The sequence below is a fragment of the Streptomyces iakyrus genome (assembly GCF_000717055.1).
Taxonomy (GTDB): Bacteria; Actinomycetota; Actinomycetes; order Streptomycetales; family Streptomycetaceae; genus Streptomyces; species Streptomyces iakyrus.
On sequence record NZ_JNXI01000039.1, the window covers coordinates 1 to 16,472 of the forward strand.

The 16,472-nt window shown below is 67.5% G+C and carries 18 protein-coding genes and 4 pseudogenes; 10 read left to right on the forward strand and 12 right to left on the reverse strand.

Features of this window, described 5'->3' with window-relative positions; all coding sequences use genetic code 11:
- Positions 1 to 458: 458 nt before the first annotated feature.
- Positions 459 to 1,073, forward strand: coding sequence for an HNH endonuclease family protein (locus OO68_RS39490; RefSeq protein ID WP_078625777.1), 615 nt, complete (start codon positions 459 to 461; stop codon positions 1,071 to 1,073).
- Here OO68_RS39490 and OO68_RS39495 read toward each other — a convergent pair.
- Positions 1,066 to 1,494 (reverse strand): hypothetical protein, encoded by a 429-nt coding sequence (locus OO68_RS39495; protein ID WP_157852821.1) that lies wholly within the window; start codon positions 1,492 to 1,494, stop codon positions 1,066 to 1,068. The genes OO68_RS39490 and OO68_RS39495 overlap by 8 nt on opposite strands.
- Positions 1,495 to 1,828: 334 nt before the next feature.
- On the opposite strand from OO68_RS39495, the gene OO68_RS47255 reads away from it, so the two are divergent.
- The 3 genes and pseudogenes from OO68_RS47255 (at position 1,829) to OO68_RS39510 (ending at position 3,209) form a co-directional block, all read left to right on the forward strand.
- Positions 1,829 to 2,011 carry a hypothetical protein gene (locus OO68_RS47255; RefSeq protein WP_033314313.1) on the forward strand — a complete coding sequence of 61 codons (183 nt, stop codon included), beginning with the start codon at positions 1,829 to 1,831 and terminating at the stop codon, positions 2,009 to 2,011.
- A gap of 136 nt (positions 2,012 to 2,147) precedes the next feature.
- Positions 2,148 to 2,560, forward strand: a pseudogene (locus OO68_RS42790) (helix-turn-helix domain-containing protein); the annotation flags it as partial.
- A gap of 112 nt (positions 2,561 to 2,672) precedes the next feature.
- Entirely contained in the window at positions 2,673 to 3,209 is a 537-nt protein-coding gene (locus OO68_RS39510) for a hypothetical protein (protein WP_033314314.1), read from the forward strand.
- Here the strand turns inward: OO68_RS39510 and OO68_RS39515 are convergent.
- From OO68_RS39515 to OO68_RS39545, 8 genes and pseudogenes are all read right to left on the reverse strand, one after another.
- Positions 3,166 to 3,957: an IS5 family transposase gene (locus tag OO68_RS39515; RefSeq protein ID WP_078625774.1), complete on the reverse strand. Its 792-nt coding sequence runs from the start codon at positions 3,955 to 3,957 to the stop codon at positions 3,166 to 3,168. The two genes, OO68_RS39510 and OO68_RS39515, sit on opposite strands and share 44 nt — an antisense overlap.
- Before the next feature lie 309 nt (positions 3,958 to 4,266).
- Positions 4,267 to 4,851, reverse strand: coding sequence for a hypothetical protein (locus OO68_RS39520; RefSeq protein ID WP_033314315.1), 585 nt, complete (start codon positions 4,849 to 4,851; stop codon positions 4,267 to 4,269).
- Between the two features lie 105 nt (positions 4,852 to 4,956).
- Complete coding sequence (locus OO68_RS39525) at positions 4,957 to 5,931, reverse strand: polyprenyl synthetase family protein (protein WP_033314316.1); 975 nt, start codon at positions 5,929 to 5,931, stop codon at positions 4,957 to 4,959.
- A gap of 18 nt (positions 5,932 to 5,949) precedes the next feature.
- Positions 5,950 to 6,858, reverse strand: coding sequence for a phytoene/squalene synthase family protein (locus OO68_RS39530; RefSeq protein WP_033314317.1), 909 nt, complete (start codon positions 6,856 to 6,858; stop codon positions 5,950 to 5,952).
- A gap of 113 nt (positions 6,859 to 6,971) precedes the next feature.
- Positions 6,972 to 7,814 (reverse strand): ABC transporter permease, encoded by an 843-nt coding sequence (locus OO68_RS39535; protein ID WP_033314318.1) that lies wholly within the window; start codon positions 7,812 to 7,814, stop codon positions 6,972 to 6,974.
- Positions 7,811 to 8,416 carry an ABC transporter ATP-binding protein gene (locus OO68_RS39540; protein ID WP_209442674.1) on the reverse strand — a complete coding sequence of 202 codons (606 nt, stop codon included), beginning with the start codon at positions 8,414 to 8,416 and terminating at the stop codon, positions 7,811 to 7,813. Before OO68_RS39540 ends, OO68_RS39535 begins: the two co-directional genes overlap by 4 nt.
- Positions 8,417 to 9,065: 649 nt before the next feature.
- Positions 9,066 to 9,256: pseudogene (locus OO68_RS44960) on the reverse strand (transposase family protein); the annotation flags it as partial.
- A 361-nt stretch (positions 9,257 to 9,617) separates the two neighbouring features.
- Complete coding sequence (locus OO68_RS39545; RefSeq protein WP_033314320.1) at positions 9,618 to 10,019, reverse strand: hypothetical protein; 402 nt, start codon at positions 10,017 to 10,019, stop codon at positions 9,618 to 9,620.
- Between the two features lie 306 nt (positions 10,020 to 10,325).
- Here OO68_RS39545 and OO68_RS45965 point away from each other — a divergent pair.
- Both OO68_RS45965 and OO68_RS39550 read left to right on the forward strand, forming a co-directional pair.
- Positions 10,326 to 10,430: pseudogene (locus OO68_RS45965) on the forward strand (IS5/IS1182 family transposase); the annotation flags it as partial.
- 15 nt (positions 10,431 to 10,445) lie between these two features.
- Positions 10,446 to 11,054, forward strand: a complete 609-nt coding sequence (locus OO68_RS39550) for a hypothetical protein (RefSeq protein ID WP_033314321.1) — start codon at positions 10,446 to 10,448, stop codon at positions 11,052 to 11,054.
- 50 nt (positions 11,055 to 11,104) lie between these two features.
- Here the strand turns inward: OO68_RS39550 and OO68_RS47260 are convergent, their stop codons facing one another.
- Together OO68_RS47260 and OO68_RS39555 are read right to left on the reverse strand one after the other, a co-directional pair.
- Positions 11,105 to 11,260: a hypothetical protein gene (locus OO68_RS47260; protein ID WP_209442673.1), complete on the reverse strand. Its 156-nt coding sequence runs from the start codon at positions 11,258 to 11,260 to the stop codon at positions 11,105 to 11,107.
- Between the two features lie 45 nt (positions 11,261 to 11,305).
- Positions 11,306 to 11,959: a hypothetical protein gene (locus OO68_RS39555; RefSeq protein WP_245237403.1), complete on the reverse strand. Its 654-nt coding sequence runs from the start codon at positions 11,957 to 11,959 to the stop codon at positions 11,306 to 11,308.
- 104 nt (positions 11,960 to 12,063) lie between these two features.
- Between OO68_RS39555 and OO68_RS42795 the strand changes: the two are divergent.
- A pseudogene (locus OO68_RS42795) lies at positions 12,064 to 12,834 on the forward strand (transposase).
- Between the two features lie 293 nt (positions 12,835 to 13,127).
- On the opposite strand, the gene OO68_RS39565 reads toward OO68_RS42795, so the two are convergent.
- Complete coding sequence (locus OO68_RS39565; RefSeq protein ID WP_033314322.1) at positions 13,128 to 13,544, reverse strand: MerR family transcriptional regulator; 417 nt, start codon at positions 13,542 to 13,544, stop codon at positions 13,128 to 13,130.
- 48 nt (positions 13,545 to 13,592) lie between these two features.
- On the opposite strand from OO68_RS39565, the gene OO68_RS39570 reads away from it, so the two are divergent.
- The 3 genes from OO68_RS39570 (at position 13,593) to OO68_RS39580 (ending at position 16,327) form a co-directional block, all read left to right on the forward strand.
- A complete protein-coding gene (locus OO68_RS39570) occupies positions 13,593 to 14,393 on the forward strand; it encodes an MBL fold metallo-hydrolase (RefSeq protein ID WP_033314323.1) in 801 nt (266 codons plus the stop codon).
- 601 nt (positions 14,394 to 14,994) lie between these two features.
- On the forward strand, positions 14,995 to 15,330 hold the full coding sequence (locus OO68_RS43335) for a hypothetical protein (RefSeq protein WP_157852822.1): 336 nt from the start codon (positions 14,995 to 14,997) through the stop codon (positions 15,328 to 15,330).
- Positions 15,331 to 15,520: 190 nt separating this feature from the next.
- Entirely contained in the window at positions 15,521 to 16,327 is an 807-nt protein-coding gene (locus OO68_RS39580) for a hypothetical protein (protein ID WP_033314324.1), read from the forward strand.
- Positions 16,328 to 16,472 lie beyond the last annotated feature (145 nt).

Here is a 16,472-nt window from a genome sequence, read left to right on the forward strand (position 1 = left end):
CCGCTGAAACAGTTCCCACAGCCCGTCCGGAACCAGACGTCCCACCCACTCCATCACGGCAGACAGCCTAGTGATCAAGCCAGTTGAGACGACCTCTAAGGAGCTGGCGGACCTCAAGGCGCTGAGCTTCATGCCGCCCCCCTTGCATCTGCGAGGCCCACATTCTGACAGTTACGGCGTCGCCCTGGTGCCGGGTCGGAGTGGACGACGGGACCCAACCTCGGTCCTTGTCCGGCGGCGCTACCCCGGTGCGGCGTGGGCGCGGGAGCAGGTGGCCCCTCGACCGGCCTCACGGAACCGGCTCCGTCGCGCCGACGGGCACCGGCCGAACGTCGCCGCGACGCTGGTGGCCGCGCGGTCGCCGCCCGCGCCCCGGCCAGGTGCCCGACCCCTCGCTCGCGGCTAGCTGCTGCGCATCGACCATTCCGCCTGTTCCCAGCACGACGGCGACAGTGAACATGCGGCCTGTAGCCTACGATCGCCGCCCTGACCGCGTTGCCGGAAGTCCATCGCACCGGCCTGGGCGATTTCCACCGGGACCCACCATGACCCGCGACGGTTACACCCGCGAGGCGTTCAAGCACTGGAACTCCGGCGACGATCCGGCCGACGGCTGCTCCATCCGCAGCGAAGTCCTCATTCACGAAGTCGTGGAGCCTCCGGCCGTGGGCCCCAGGTGCCGGCTCACCGGCGGCAGCTGGTGGTCGTACTACGACCAGATCATGGTGACGTCCGCCTCAGGCCTGGACATCGATCACATGGTGCCCCTGGCAGAGGCCTGGGACAGCGGCGCATCCGCGTGGACGGTGCAGCGCCGGGAGGCCTACGCCAACGACCAGGGGGCCGAGACCAGTCTGGTTGCGGTCACCGCCCGCTCCAACCGCAGCAAGGCCGACCAGGACCCGGCCCAGTGGATGCCCCCGGCCGCAGAAGTCCACTGCCGGTACGCGGCAGAATGGACCGGTACGAAACTCCGCTGGAACCTGACCGTCCACAGCACCGAACACGCCGCACTGAACGACCTCGCCTCCGTCTGCCCCGACCAGACCGTCACCTACACACCCGTCACCTGACAGGTTCCGCCCTACCCGGCCGCCCCGGTTCGCTGCGCATGATGCGGAGGCGACGGATCACTGCCACGGTCGTGAGGCTCAGGCACAGCACGGAGAGGGCCGATGTTCCGTACGCCGGCAAATTCGCCGGCGGGTCCTCGACCCAAGCACGCGAGAGGACCCGGGCCGGCTGATGAGCGTCGTACGTGACGAGCATTGCCCCATCACGGTGGACGTCGGGATACATCCCGGCGTAGTCCGAGACCTTGACCTCTTCCCCGGCCCGAGGGCCGCTGATGAGGCGCACCTTGACGTACTTGGGGTTGGAGTCGACGGCTACGACGGTGGCAGCGGAAGTGACGCCCCTGGAACGCAGGTCCTCGGCCAGGGCGTGGGCCGGGAACCAGAAAGCTGCGGTCATACCGAGGCACAGCAGAGACATACCGAACATCGTCAGGATCACGCGGCGTTGTGGGGGCTTCGGACGGGGCTTCCACTCTGCTGCCCTGCTGGCCGCCTGGCGTGCCCTGTCCACGTGCGGCGGCAGCTGATACCCGTTGGCCGGGCGCCACTTCTTCTTAGACACAGTTGCGCACTCTCGTGAGGACCATACGCTCACCGTATTCGACCTGGTGGATCGTGGATGAAGGGGTCCTGGAGCGGCTCCCGGGGGGTGACGTAGGTACGCAGAGGCACCTCACCCCGCCCCGACCTGGGTTGTCTACATGCGTCGAAGACGCAGGACGGCGGAAGCGGCACCGAGTGCGGCGATCGCCGTGACCACGGTGCCAGCCGGGCGGATCGAGCAGTACGGGCCTCCCACGCCGTGCCGGCCGGGTCCTGGCTATGAGGCGTGGCGATGGCGGCCGGGCAGGCCGCGGTTCGAGCAGCAGGCCGCCCTGGAGGGCTGCGACTTCAACGCCTCCCCGACGCTGTCCGCCGCCCGGATGCGCGACTGACCGAGAAGTGGCCGCTCCTTGCACCCTCGGACCGGGCTGGCGCCCGCGGCTAGTGCTGTGACCGGGAACGTTCGCCGGGTTGGTGGTTGGGGCGGTTGGATGGGCGGTGACGTCGGTTCCGACCGCTGGAGGTGTGGTGGCTGAGCCTGTGCGGGTGCGCAGACTGACCGATCAGGAAGGGCAGAAACTGCAGCAGATCGTGCGCCGGGGAAGTACCAGCTCGGTGCGCTACCGACGGGCGATGATGTTGCTGGCGTCCGCCGGCGGAAACCGCGTCCCGGTGATCGCCCAGCTGGTCCAGGCCGACGAGGACACCGTCCGGGATGTGATCCACCGGTTCAACGAGATCGGCCTGGCCTGTCTGGACCCTCGATGGGCGGAAGGCCGTCCCCGCCTGCTCACCCCTGACGACGAGGACTTCGTCGTCCAGACGGCCACCACCCGCCCCACAAACTCAGTCAGCCCTTCACCCGCTGGTCGATCCGCAAACTCGCCGCCTACCTGCGCCGTGTGCACGGGCGTGTCATCCGCATCGGCCGGGAAGCCTTAGTGGCTGTTGTCGTTCCGAATCTGAGGGCGGCGCTTTCGCTGGTCAGGCGTAGGGCGGGTGATTTGGTGGGAGTGGTGGCGTGTCGTGTCGTCGCTCCCCGGGAGGTTGCAGATGCCGTCGGTCGTCGGACTGCTGGAACAGCACGAACTCGCCGCGCGCCGTCGAGTCGACGGGTTGCGTGAGGAAGCCGATCGCATCCAGGCTGAACTGGCCGCGGCCGAGCAGGAATGGCAGGAGTGGGCGATCGCCCGCAGGCGGGTGGGCACCGTCCTGGCTTCGGACAACGGCAACATCGCTGATCAAGAGGCCGCCCATGGCCCACCGGACTCGGACACGCGCTCGGCGTCCGGGCAGGCGGCGAAACCGAAGTCGCAGGTGCCGGTGTGGCGGGAGGGGATGGCCTGGTCGGTGCTGTCGGCTGACTATCAGCGCATCCTCACTGCGCTCGCGGACCGGCACCGGCTCGATCAAGGTCCGCTGACCTGCCAGGAGTTGGCTGTGATGTTCGGCCTGGACGCGTTGCCGGCCAAGGTGGAGGCGCTGCGATCGAAGGCGAAACGCCTGGTCGCGCGGGGCTGGCTGGCCGAGCGGCAGCCGGGCCGGTTCACCCTCGCCCAAGGTGTGGCCGGGCAAGACGGTGCGTCATGAGCAGGGTCATCGACCAGTAGACCATCGCCTCGGCGCTGGCGGTGCGGCGTTCGAAGTCGCGCACCAGACGGCGGGTGCGCATCAGGTGGGCGAAGAACCGCTCGACGATCCACCGCTTGGGCAGCACCACAAAGCCGCGCATGTCGTCGCTGCGTTTCACGATCGCCAGGACCAGCGCGGGCGTGGTGAGGCAGTGGGCGACGAGGCTGCCGGTGTAGCCGCCGTCGGCCCAGACCAGTTCCAGCCGGTGGTGCACGTCGGCGACCTGCCCGAGCAGTTCCTGGGCCGCGATGCGGTCGCCGGTGTCCGCGGCGGTGACCATCACGCCCAGCAGCAGACCGAGCGTGTCGACCACGACGTGCCGCTTGCGGCCGTTGATGAGTTTGCCGCCGTCGAAGCCGCGGCTGTCCGTGGCGACGACAGCGTCCGCCTTGACCGACTGCGAGTCGATCACACCAGCCGTCGGTGCCGCGTCGCGGCCCAGCGTTTCGCGGACCTGCCCGCGCAGCCGGTCGTGGAACTCCTTGACCAGGCCATGGTCGCGCCAGCGGCGGAAGAACGCATACACCCGGTCCCACGGCGGGAAGTCGACCGGCATGCCGCGCCACTTGATTCCGTTGTCGACGAGGTAGCCGATCGCGTCCAGCATCACGCGGTGGCAGTACGCCTCCGGCTGCCCGCCCCGCCCGCGCAGCCAGGCCGGCACCGGCAGCAGCGGCCGGACCACGGCCCACTCCGCGTCCGTCATGTCCGACGGATACCGCCGAACACGTTCCGGGTGATCGGCTGCATTTCCGAACCGGTGGGCGAGACAATCACACGTCGGAGACGCCGAGTTGAACTCCACCGGCGCGAACACGTACAACTGCGGCAACAGGGCCTCCTGGATCTCGGTTGGCTCCGCAACCCCGAGCTGCCAAGAGGCCCTTCATGCCCGCGGCCGGTGCCGATCATCCGATCGTTCGACGCCACCCCTCAAGATCGGAACGACAACAGCCACTGAGCGACAAGTGTTGGCGGATCCCGTCGACAAAACCAGGGGCCAGGGCCGCGGTGGCTACCAGGCGGTCCTGACCGTGCTGTAGGAGGTACGGCAGGTGGCGTCGGACGCCGTAGCGGAAAGCTCATTCATGGCCTCGGTCCACACCTTCTTGACCACCTTGTCCAGGCCCCGGGCCGCCGCGGGGATGTTCGGAGAGAACTTCCTGGCCGTTCCCACCGTGGCGACGGTGAACTTGTTACACACCGGCAGGGCGGCGTTGCGGTAGCGGTTGTCGAGTTCACCCGTCACGGCGGAGCTGTTGGCGGTGGCCCAGCTGTTCCACGCCGCACAGGCAGGCCGAGTGAGTTCGGCCCGCTCGGTCTCGGTCAGACTGCCCAGAGCGGCGACAGCGGCGTTCGAGAACTCGTCCGGGATGGCGTAGCGGGTGGTGGCGAACTGATCCCCTGTTTTGAAGATCGCTTCCTGGCAGGCGAACGGCAGCGAAGCCGCTTGCGCAAGGGCGGCCAGGAGCGGAGGGGACTTCACACTCCGAGCGGCCGGGGTCTCCTCCTGAGGGATGACAGTCACCGCCACCACCAGGACACCGGCAGCCCCGGCCACGGCCACGGCAGAGCGCTTGAGAGTGCGGGAGGTGTTCATGAGCGCGGGCCTCCTGTACGTGAGGGCTGAGCGGCCAGCCCGGTGCAGACCAGGAGCGGGGGCTGGAAACGGAGCATCAGCCACCGCGCCCGTCCCCGGCCGTACTCAGCGCTGACGGTCGGCTGCTGAGGTGGCCAGTTCGGCGAGGCGCAGGGCGCCCGGCAGGCCGGTGAGTGCAACGTGTGCTCGTTCGGCGCGGGAAGATGCCATCTGGGCCGCCTTGGTGAGGGCGCCGGTGCGTGTCAGCACGGCGAGGATGTCTCGGTGTGCGGTGACGGGATCGATGTCGCCGTGGAATACGGTGGTCAGGCGGTCGCGGTCGGCTTTGTCGGCCACTTCGTAGGCGAGCAGGACGGGCAGGGTGGGCTGCAGGTTGGCGACGTCGCTGATGGCTGTCTTGCCGGTGATCTGGTCTTCGGCGGTGTAGGGGAGCAGGTCGTCACGGATCTGGAAGGCCATGCCGAGGTGTTCTCCGTATGTGCGGAGGGCCCGGTCCTGCTCCGGGGTTGCTCCGGCCAGGATGGCGCCGGCCTGGCAGGCGGCACCGGTCAGCGCGGAGGTCTTGGCTTGCATGACGTTCAGGACGGTCGGTACCCCGCAGGTCAGGTCGCCGCGGATCTCGGTTTCGCGCATGATGCCCTGGCACATGTGGCGCAGCGCCTCGACGGTGACGCGTGCGGCGTGCAGTACGCGCTCGGCGGGGCCGCCACTGAGCAGGGCCGCGATTCCGGCCATCGACAGTCCGTCGCCTGCTACCAGAGCCTCGGCGATACCGTACTGCTGGGCGGTGGAGGCCCGCCCGCGGCGTACCGGGTCCTGATCGACGATGTCGTCGTGGATGAGGCTCGCGACGTGCAGGCATTCGATGCCGGCGGCGAAGGCCAGCACCTGGTCGGCGGTGCCGCCGACGGCTTTGGCCGACTCCATGCACAGGATGGGGCGCAGGAGCTTGCCCGGCGGGAACAGAGCGTCCAGGCAGGCCAGCTCCAGCAGGCTGTCGCCGCTGCCCACCCAGCGCAGCAACTCGGCCTCCAAGAGCGGAATGTGCGTGCCGTCGGCTGAGGTCACGGCTACGGACATGACGAGTCCTCTCGATGGTCAGCAGGGGATGACGGCGCGCATGACGGGGCGCCACAGGTTGAGGAAGGGGCGCGTAGGCGGTTTGACCGGCCGATGTAGCACGTCCTGGCCTGCGTCCACCGCAGCGGCCACGAGCAGCCGGAGATGCTCGCCCACTGCGTGGGTGAACGGGCTGACGGGGCTGTGTTCCAGTTCAGCGGCCAGGGCGGGCAGCCGGTCAGTGACGCGCGCGGCCTCGAACGCGATGAGGTCGGACATAGCGGGTGTCCACTGTTTGGCCTTGAGGTCCGCAGGAGCTACTTCAAACCGGTCGAGATCTTCCAGCGGCAGGTAGAGACGACCGTCGTCAAGGTCTTCTGACAGGTCACACAGCACGTCGGTTACCTGGCAGAGCACGGAGAGCTGGCGTACCAGTGGCTCCACTTCCACCAATTCGGTGGCTGTCGTCGTCCTTAACAGGCTGGCCCAGCCAAAGGTGTTCAATTGCTCAGCCCACTGGCTCAATTCCTCGAAGGTGGCGAAGTCACGGAAGTCGACATCGCGCTGCATCGCGGTGAACATGTCCTGAATTCGTGACAGCGGCATGCCGAAGGTCTGGTAGGTGTGCACGAGGGCATGCAGGACAGGGTCGTGCGAGCTACCGACGGCGAAGGCCGCACTGGTGGCCTCCGCGAAGGCGGCGAGTCGGCGCTGACGGTCCTCGACCGGGCCGCTATCCGCGTAGGCGTCGGCACGAGACGCGTGTGCGTCTGATGCCATCATGTGAGGCCGAGCCGCTGCGGGAAGGGCGCGCGACGCCAGCCACGACATCTGCCAGCGGATGATCCCTCCGTCGTTATTGGCCAGCACGCGCGAGCACACGGTGTAACAGTGCCGAAGGACGGGATCGGTGATACCCGCCGCGTCCAGCCATCGCCTTACCAGCATCTGTGAACTCTTTCTAGTCAACCGGCTCGGTTCCAGGGCCGGGGCTTCGCTCTGCGATGAGGACGCAACCGTCTGTCGTAAGGGGTCTGCGAGCCGTCGCGCCAGGATGTTGCTCAACGGGGCGTCGACGTGGCCCGGGCCGGGCGCGCATGTTGCCGGCGCCTGGGCGGCCACGGCATATAAAAGGATCGTCTTGCGGTCAAGGCGTCCTTGGTGCGGCGGTGGAAGGCGAGCAGGCCCAGGAACGCGGCGCCGGCGAACCACAAGAACTGAACGGCCAGATCACCGGGCAGCCACTCGCGGGTGAAACCCGCAGCTGAGGCGGCCTGCATGGTGCCGTAGGTAGGCAGGAACCGCACGACCTGGCTTCCGGCACCGCCGCCGGCCAGCGGATTTTGAAGACCGACATCTACGAGGCTGGTCATGATCAGGGCGAACATGCCCTCCACCTCCCGGCGCAGCAGCGAGCCGAAGACGACGCCGAGCGCCCCGTAGGTCATCGCTCCGCAGAACAAGGCAGCGGCGAGCAGCAGTGGCTGGCGAGGGCTCCAGGCCGCGCAGATCACCGCGGTGGCATAGGCGGCGATGGCGCCGGAGGCCAGGGTGAGCGAGGTGGTCTTGGCCAGGACGAGGTGGATGCGGGGGTAGCCGGCCAAGGCGAGGCGGCGGTCGAAGCGCCCGCCGTTGAACGTGACGGCGAACATCATGAACCCGGTGATGAGGGTGACGGCGTTGATGGCGCCGGTGATCTGCGTGATCTGGTTGCCGGCCGGTGCCAGGAGCTGGCCGGCTGCCCGCAGGCGGAAGGTCAGGTGCCTGCTGGGGATGACGGCGTACGCCAGGCTGATCCAGCAGGGGATGAACACGGCGACCAGGACCATGGCGAGCCTGTTCCGGGCGTGTTCGACCAGGTCGAAGCGGACTGCTGTGACGAACAGGTTCAGGTGCCGCCTCACGCCGGCGCCCCCTCAGCGGGGCGCAGCACTCCGCTCTGAAGGCGCCACAACTCGTCCAGGCGCTCAGCGTCATAGGCCAGGTGGGAGACGACAAGGACTGAGCGGCCCGTATCGCGTAATCGGGCTGCCAAGTCCCAGAACCGCTGGTAGGTCTCCCAGTCGAAACCCTGGTAAGGCTCGTCCAGCAGCAGCACCTGCGGGTCATGCATCAGCGCCAGGGTCAGGTTCAGCTTCTGCCGGGTTCCGCCGCTGAGCAGGCCGGCACGCTCATCGACGTACTCCGACAACCGCAGCACCTCCATCACCTGCCCTGCGTGCCGCAGATCCGACAGCCCACGCGCGACGCGGAAGAACTCCAGATGCTGGCGCACGGTCAGCGCCTCGTTGACCACCACGTCCTGCGGGCAGTAGCCAAAACGGCCCTCATGACGGACCGTGCCACCCAGCGGGCGCAGCTCACCAGACAAGATCTTCAACAGCGTCGACTTGCCCGCACCGTTCTCCCCGACAATCCCGGCCAGCACTCCAGGCCGTAGATCAAGGTCGAGGCCCCGCAAGACCTCACGGCGACCGTATGCGTGACGCACACCCCGAACCTCCACCGCACCCCCGAGCTCTACGGCGGTGGCACGCACTCACTGGTGGCCACTCGCCGTCACGGCAAGGCTAGGCATTACGCACGGTCAAAACCGGGGCATGATCGCTCATTAGCCCGCACGAGTGAAGGCCGCGGTGTAAACGGCGATCGGCTCCAGAGTGATCGCCTGCGTTGCCGAACCAGCGCGCGAGGCAATCGCACAGCGGCATATGAGAGTTGGACTCCGACAGCAGGGACGCGACAGGCTAGGGCAAAAGGGCCTCCAGATGCTCGGAGCGGGTTCGCACCCCTGAGCTACCAGCAAGGCCCTGTTTCTGTGCGGTACGCGAAGATCACCTGTGCGGGTTCCGACTTGAGACATACGTTCGCGTGCCACCCAACAAGGTCGGAATGACAACAGCCTCTGAGAGATCACCTACAACCGCTCGTGCGGTGGCCCGCCCGACAGTCTCGACGGGCGGGCTCAAAGTCCGGGAGGTTCCCGCCGCCGTCGAAGCGCGTGAGGCGCTGCTCACCGCGATCGCACGAGAAGCCAAGACGGTCGTGGACCTAGCTGGTCGACGAACAGGACGTGCCCGGCGCTTCCCGCGTGTGCGAGGACCCTGGCGCGCACCTCGGGGACGGGAGTGCAACGCGGGTGGTCATGGTCGACGGCTTGACTCGCTGATCCCGAACCCGGCAGCGATCTCCGCCAGAGTGATGTGCTCGCGCAGGTACACCAGTGCCACCATCGCTCGCTGGGACGGAGCTTGCAGCGCCGGTCGCCCTCACGGGTGACGATCAACATGGTGACCCACTCCACGAGTGCATGCGGCAGGTCAAGTGCGGCAGGATGGACGACCACCGAGGCCCCCGAGCAACGTGATTGAGAAGTCAGACATCTCGATCAACAGCCCGGGGGCCTCGCTCGTTGCGCTGCATGGGCCGTCACCCGATCGGTGGCCACATCGAAGAAGCTCAGTTGGTTGTAGCCTCCGGCAGGGTGCTACCACCTGTGACTAGATCTTGCTCTGCACCCAAAGGGCGCTTCGCCTCGTACCCCATGGACAGATCATCCCCGAGTGACCCGGAACTGATCCGTCAGGCACCGTTAACGGGAGGGAATGGGTCGCCGACATGGGGCGCCACGACGACGATGCCGCCGGTCTCGTGGACGAGACCGAGTACATCAAGGAGGTGGTCCGGCGAGCTCGGCAGTGCTGCTCTCAGCAGTGCCGCAGACCGCGCGCGCTCGGATCGGCGTCGAACGAGGACGGTGTGTTGACCCAGTCCGCCGGGACGTAGCCCCACCCGTCGTAGCCAGGAGCGGTCCAGTCACCCTTGGTGTGGTACCAGGTGGTGTTGCCGCCGCCGTGCAGTCCACCATAGGTCCAGCAGTCGAACCAGCTGAAGGTGGAATAGAGCTGCCCCGTTATGTTCGCTTCGTGATAGGCGCCCGAGCGCAGAATGGCGGGGGCTCCGTTCCCGCACCACAGCCGGCCGTCGCTCGCCCGAACTCCGCACTCGGCGCTGGCAGCGGCACTGGCCGAAGGGGCGGCGATCACACCGCCCGCCGTCAGGGCGAGGGCTGCCGTCCAGAGGGAGAGATACTTCCTGGTCCTGGTCATCCACTGTCCTTTTCTCACTGGTCCCCCGCTTCAGCCGCCGTAGCGGTGCAGGGGACGCCCAGTCGGCGCCTCGAACTGTAGGGGCGGACCCGGGACGTTGCGACCCTGACAGATGTCAGGGTCACGATCAGCTGCTGGCGCGCGCCATGGTCCCGCCAGCCCGCCTGCCCTGGGTCACTTAAGGGCTGATCAACTGGCTGCACGTGCCGCTGCCCTGTACCCGAACGGCAGGATCGGCGAGAAGCTGCTCTGAACTTTGACCCGGCCGGATCTCCTCGCGCCAGCGGCAGTCTTATCGTCCTCCAGGTCGCCCGCCTGAAGTCCTGGCGGATCTTCCGCAGCTCCCGCTGCAGCCCCAACCGCATGACATCAATCGCCAAGGCCGTCCTCACCCTGGAGCTGCAACGCTGAAGAAGCTCACTGATCATGGTGCTGCTGATGATGACCAGCAGCATGCAGGCCACCATCACCGAGCTCACGCGCCAGCGCGACCAGGCCCGCGAATCCGAGCGCCAGGAGAAGGAAGAACTTCTCGCCCAGGCCCAGTTGCGCCTAGAACGCACCGAACAGGAACTCGCCAAGGCACGCGAACATCGCTACACCGCCGAACAGGCCCAGCAGGCCCTGCTGCGCGAGGTGGAAGAGGCCCGGCGGCAGGCGGAGGACGTACGGCGCAGAGCGGAGCAGGCGGGTCCGGATCTCGACATTGCCCCGGTGGAGGGCGCGATGCCGGAGAAGGATAAGGAGCCGCCTCTTGCGACCTCCGGTACGACGAGGCGGGAGGATTTCGAAGCCTTCGACGAAGCGCTGGAACGCATCAAGGGCGAAATCCATGGTGACGAGCGGGACCTGGCCGTGCTGGCCGAGCACACCGGGCAATCGCCCCCGTCGCACGCCAGCGAGGGCCAAGTCGTCCAGGGTGTAGTCCTGTCTGCCGAAGAGGCAGCGGCAGACCGCACCGTAGAACACTCCGTGCCAGACCTCGACGGGACCGCGGTTGCTCAGCAGTTGTCCAGGAAGACCTTACGTTGGTGACCAAGGCGAATTGGCAGCGCTCAGGCGCGAGCTCACTGTTGCGTCGGGGTTCAGGACGGCGGGGCCGGCAGAGGGTTCTCCGCCAGCGCCCGGGCGCTGTGGACGAGGATGGAGGCCATGGCCCGGCCGGTCGACGCCGACCGGCCTTGGCTGCGGTCGTCGTCCAGATCGTCAGGACCGGGGGGCGAAGATGCCAGTGTGTTCACGCCTGAGGGCTGTCCCGAAACTGCCAGGAGGGGTAAAAATCGGGCTCAGACTCCCTTATGGTCTGCTGCTGTGGCCCAGCGACGGATGTGCGGGTCGGGATGGACCCGGGCGGATGCGAGTGTGCTTTCAAGTAGTTGGTGCAGGTCTGACGGGTATGCCGCGCGGGAGGTGGGCAGATCCAGCAGGACACGGTGGCGCATACGCAGGTCGGTGGCTTCGGCCAACAGCCGCAGGGATCCCTCCAGCCACGCGGCCTTGATGTCGTGTGACTCGTCCAGCGCGGGATCACGTACCCCGCCGGGTGCATACGCGGGAGATCGGTTTGCACACAAAGGCACGTGGGCGCTGTACCAGGCCCGCACGGCACCAGCTCGCTCGGCATCCGTGCCGACCCGCAGGTAGTCGACCAATGCCGCCATCACACGGCGGCGTCCGAACGCATAGACCGCCGGCTCGACGAACCAGCGGCAGAAGCTGGGATCCGGGTCGTACACGGCGGCCGCCATCAGCGGGGCGAACCACTTTTCGGGCAGACTCGCACGTTCGAGCAGGGGCTTACGCACCGCATGGGCGAGGTGGCGGGCACGCCGGTCCTTCGGCTCCATGGCGACGTCTCCGACGCCCACCAGCCGGGCCACCTCTGTCACGCATATCAGGAATGAACGCGGTTCTATGCCGCTCTGCTCGTCTTCGGCCACGGCAGCATTCTGGACTGCCGGGACGGCAGCCCCAGGCCCGGTGGCCGCTGATACTTGGGCGGAAGAGCACTTGCTCGGCGTCCCCTGGGTGGAACGATCACGGCGTGGCTGGTGTGATCACGGCGTCAGAGCCGTCCTGGATAGCCCCGTCCTCCGGGCTGAGCCCTCGCGCCTTCAGCAAGCTGCGGACCGTGCTGCGACGTGAGGGTGCGGACGCGGTCCGCAAGGCCGGCCATGGAGCCTCCCACTGGAGGACCGGGCCCTGCTGGTGGCCGCGTACTGGCGCACGAACCTGACGCTGCGCCAACTCGCACCGCTGTGCGGGGTGTCCAAGTCTGCCGCAGACCAGATCATCGCCCACTTCGGACCGATGCTTGCGCTCCAGCCCCGTCAGCGTTTCGCAAAGGACACCGTGCTCATCGTGGACGGGACACTGGTTTCCACCCGGGATCACACCGTCGCGGAGCGGTCGAAGAACTACCGGTACTCCACCAACCACCAGGTCGTCATCTACGCCGACACCCGGCGCGTCGTCGTGGTCGGCCGACCGCTCGCACTGAACCGCAACGACTGCAAGGCATGGGAGGAATCCGGCGCCAAGGCCGCCGTCGGCAAGACCCTCGTGATCGCCGACGGCGGCTACCCGGGCACCGGACTCGTCATCCCACACCGTCGCGAGCGCGGCCAGACGGAACTGCCGGACTGGAAAGAAGAACACAATCGATCCCACAAGCAGGTCCGGGCCCGGGTCGAGCACGTCTTCGGCCGTATGAAGACCTGGAAGATCCTCCGCGACTGCCGTCTCAAGGGAGTCGGTGTCCATCACGCGATGCACGGCATCGCCCCGGATGCACAACCTCGCTCTCAACGGATAGACCAATGGGCTCCACCGTGATCAATCATGCCCGAGGAGACCCGTAGATCATTTACGGGACAGCCCCTGGGCCGGGATGGTGAAGCCGATGGCCACGAGCGCACCGCTGATCTTACTGATGGCGTGGGGTGAGCACCGTCCTCAATACCGGTGACGACCACGCCGGCCACACGGTTGCAGGCGAGGTGGGCACGTCGCGGGCGCCATCGACACCGTCGTTCACCACCGGCTCGGATTCCCGTTGCGTGACCCGGCTGTCCACTGCGCCCGCCTGCTCGACGATAGTCAACACACTCATTCGCTTGGGACGATCGCCGGTTCCGGCACGCTGCCGACGGCGCGCTTGAAGTCGGGACAGTCGACGATCGGCTCGTAGTCGCAGACGGCCGCGTGCTGGAGGCTGTCACGGAGCCGCGTGAGTCGGCCGATCTGCTCGTCGAGGTCGCCTGCTTTTGCAGCCATGCGGACGCGCAGATCCGCGTCGGACGGCTGCGCCACAATGAACCGGCTGACCTCGGCGATCGAGAATCCGGCACTGCGTGCGCACGTGATCAACGCCAGGCGTTCCAGTACGTCCGGGGTGTAAGCGCGGCGCAGCCCGTTGCGGCCCGCAGGGGCAATCAGGCCCTTCTTCTCGTAAAACCGCAGCGCCGAAGGCGCCAGAGCGGAACGCTGTGCGACTTCGGCGATGTCCAGCAACGCATCGTCCATCGATGTCTCCTTGACTTGATCCGCGGTTCAAGTCGCAGCCTAGTCGTCATGAAGATCCATCACTTGAACTGCGGAACGGTGCGGACGATCGAGGCCACCTACGACGGTCCGCTACCCGCCCCGGCAGTGAACCACTGTCTGCTGGTGGAAACCGACGACGACGGTTTGGTCCTGGTCGAGACCGGCCTGGGCCTCGGCAACGTCCAGGACCCGGACGGCACCCTCGGCACCGACTGGGTGGAGCTGACACAACCTGTGCTCGACGAGGAGGAGACAGCCGTCCGGCAGGTCGCCCGGCTGGGACACGCGCCATCCGACGTGCGCCACATCATCGTGACCCACCTGGACGTCGATCACAGCGGCGGCCTGCCAGACTTCCCCGGCGCCCAGGTCCATGTGCTCGCCGCCGAACTCGACGCGGCACATGCCGAAGCGCCCAGCTTCCGCTACCGATCTGCTCATTGGGCACACGGGCCCCGCTGGGTCACCTACGGCGTCGAACCGGGCGAGCAGTGGTTCGGTTTCACCGCGGTACAGCCGAAGGGGCTGCCGCCAGAGATCCAGCTCATCCCCCTCGGCGGTCACACCGCCGGCCACACCGGAGTCGCCGTACAAAACGGTGACCAATGGCTCCTCCACTGCGGCGACGCCTACTACTACCATCGCGAGATCGAGAACCCGAGTGAGACCCACCCGCTGCTGGACATCGTCCAAACGCGCTCGCAGGTACACCGTGATCTGCGACTCGGGACCCAAGCTCGGTTGCGCGAACTGGTACGCGACCACGGTGACCGAGTCGAGCTCTTCTCCGCACACGACCCATGGGAGCTGGCCCGCTATACGCGGTGACAGCCGGGGTTGATATATCCGGCGAGGCGAGACGGTCGAACGAGCCGGCCGAGCGCCTGTCCCGCTAGTCGGCCAAGCCTTCGGGCCACCTCGCCGGTGCTGTCTGTCACCTTCCCGCGCCGAGAACGCGGCAGTACCCGCCCGTCCTCGCGCACGGCGAGCCGAGTGCGGTAGCCCTCTCGTTCCGGCTCCAGTACGCGCCGCCCCGGCGTCTGGGCTGGGGCCTCAACACCGTCCTGCCGGTGCGCGAACGACGCACGTCGGCAGGAGACCATCCGGTGAGGACCGGCCCCGCCCAGCGGCCTAGACCCCTGCAAGCTCTGCCTCGAACGACGATAAGTAAAGGGATGCACCGGCGTCACCCAACTCCACGGCGAACTGGTCGCCGGGCAAGCTCCTGTCACCTACGGCATGGTCCGAGCCCACATAGCCACCTTGCGCGCAGCTCCATCCGCAGCATCGCCGCGGCCACGGGTACGGCAGGGAACCGGCTGGCTCACCCGCCACCCCGCCGCCCTGAGCGAGGAGGACCGCGTCAGCCTCAAGCACCTCCTGACCCGCTGCCCCGAACTGGACGCGGCCGCCGGACATGTCAGCGCGCTTGGCACTTCCCCTGTTCCGGGACCTCGACGCCGCGACCGCCGGCCTCACCATGGACTGGACTTCGGGCAGCATCGAAGGCGCCGTGAACCGCATCAAAAGGATCAAGAGACAGCTCTACGGCCGAGCCGGATTCGAACTCCCACACAAGATGATCTTGCTTCAGCAGTGCATCGCCCGGGTGCCGGCTCGTCGCTTCCCAGCCAGGAGCCAGACCGTGCTGCCCGTCCCGGTCCTGCCGGTGGCCCGGGCCACCGGCAGGACCGTCCCCGGCGAAGCTCAGTTCCATCAGCATCGGCGTCCGCTGACCACCAGTTGGGTCACGCCCATGGCGTGAGCGGACACCGGGATGCCGTACGCGGCCTGGAGGCGGGTCAGGCAGCCGGCCGCTGGGCAGCACGGTGCTCCGGCTGGATACTCAAACGCCAGATGGTCGGCAGCGTCGGGATCTTTTGCGACAGCGCGGCCCTGCTCTACACACGACACCCCGCGCCACACCGGCTCACAGACGCTATAGCCTCACGCCTGTGACCAACAGCCACAGCCGGATCGAGGATCCCCGCCCCCACGAGCTACCTCACTTTCAAGCGCTCCTGGACGGTACGGACTGGGAGTCACTGGGCACCGTGCGCGGGACAGGCGAGTTTCTGCCGGCCGCGCTGGCGGGCATCCTCGACCCCGACCCGGCCGTCAGGGCGGCCGCCACCGACAGCGCGCTCAGGGCGGTGACCCACCAGAACACCATCTACGAAGCCACCGTGCCCATGGCGCTCTACGTCGCCGCCATCCTCAGCCACCCGGTCATCGCGGCAGGCAACTGTGGCCACGATGCCAACATTCGACCGCACCGCCCCACTCTTGTGAGACTGCTCAAGTGGCTCAGCGACACGGCGTATGACGCCGACGACGAGTGCGCCGCCATCGGCGAGCGCTACTTCGGCAAGGGGTTCCTCGACGAGTACGGGGAGATGCGCGAGTTCCGGGACCTGCGCCCGGCGATCTTTTCCGGCGTCCAGCCGCTTCTCAGCCATGACAACGCGGGCGTACGCGACGGGGCCCTGATTGCTGCGATCCCCCTCGCAGAGCATCCTGGTCTCACCGCGCACCGGGCCGAACTGGTCGTCCACGCCCGTCGTCTGCTGGCCACCAGCACCGACCGCTACAACCGAGACCGCGTCCTGGCTGCGATGAAGGCATGGGGCCACGACACCGGCGACCTGGAGAACGCGGACGACATCGCGGCCCGCGAGCGCTACGCGCGTTTCAAAGCGGAACGTGATTCCTGGGGGGCGACCGACGGGACAGGCGGCTACTCCGAAAACCCACCGTTCTGACTCCGCACCCCACCCCTGATCAGCCATGACGCCGAATCGTACGAGCCGGATCCCGGCCGGGGCAGCACCAGCGCGCACGAACCTCCCGCCCAAAGGCGCCACCAAATCCCTGCCGGTGCACCGGGGGATAGCGTCTACCGGAGGG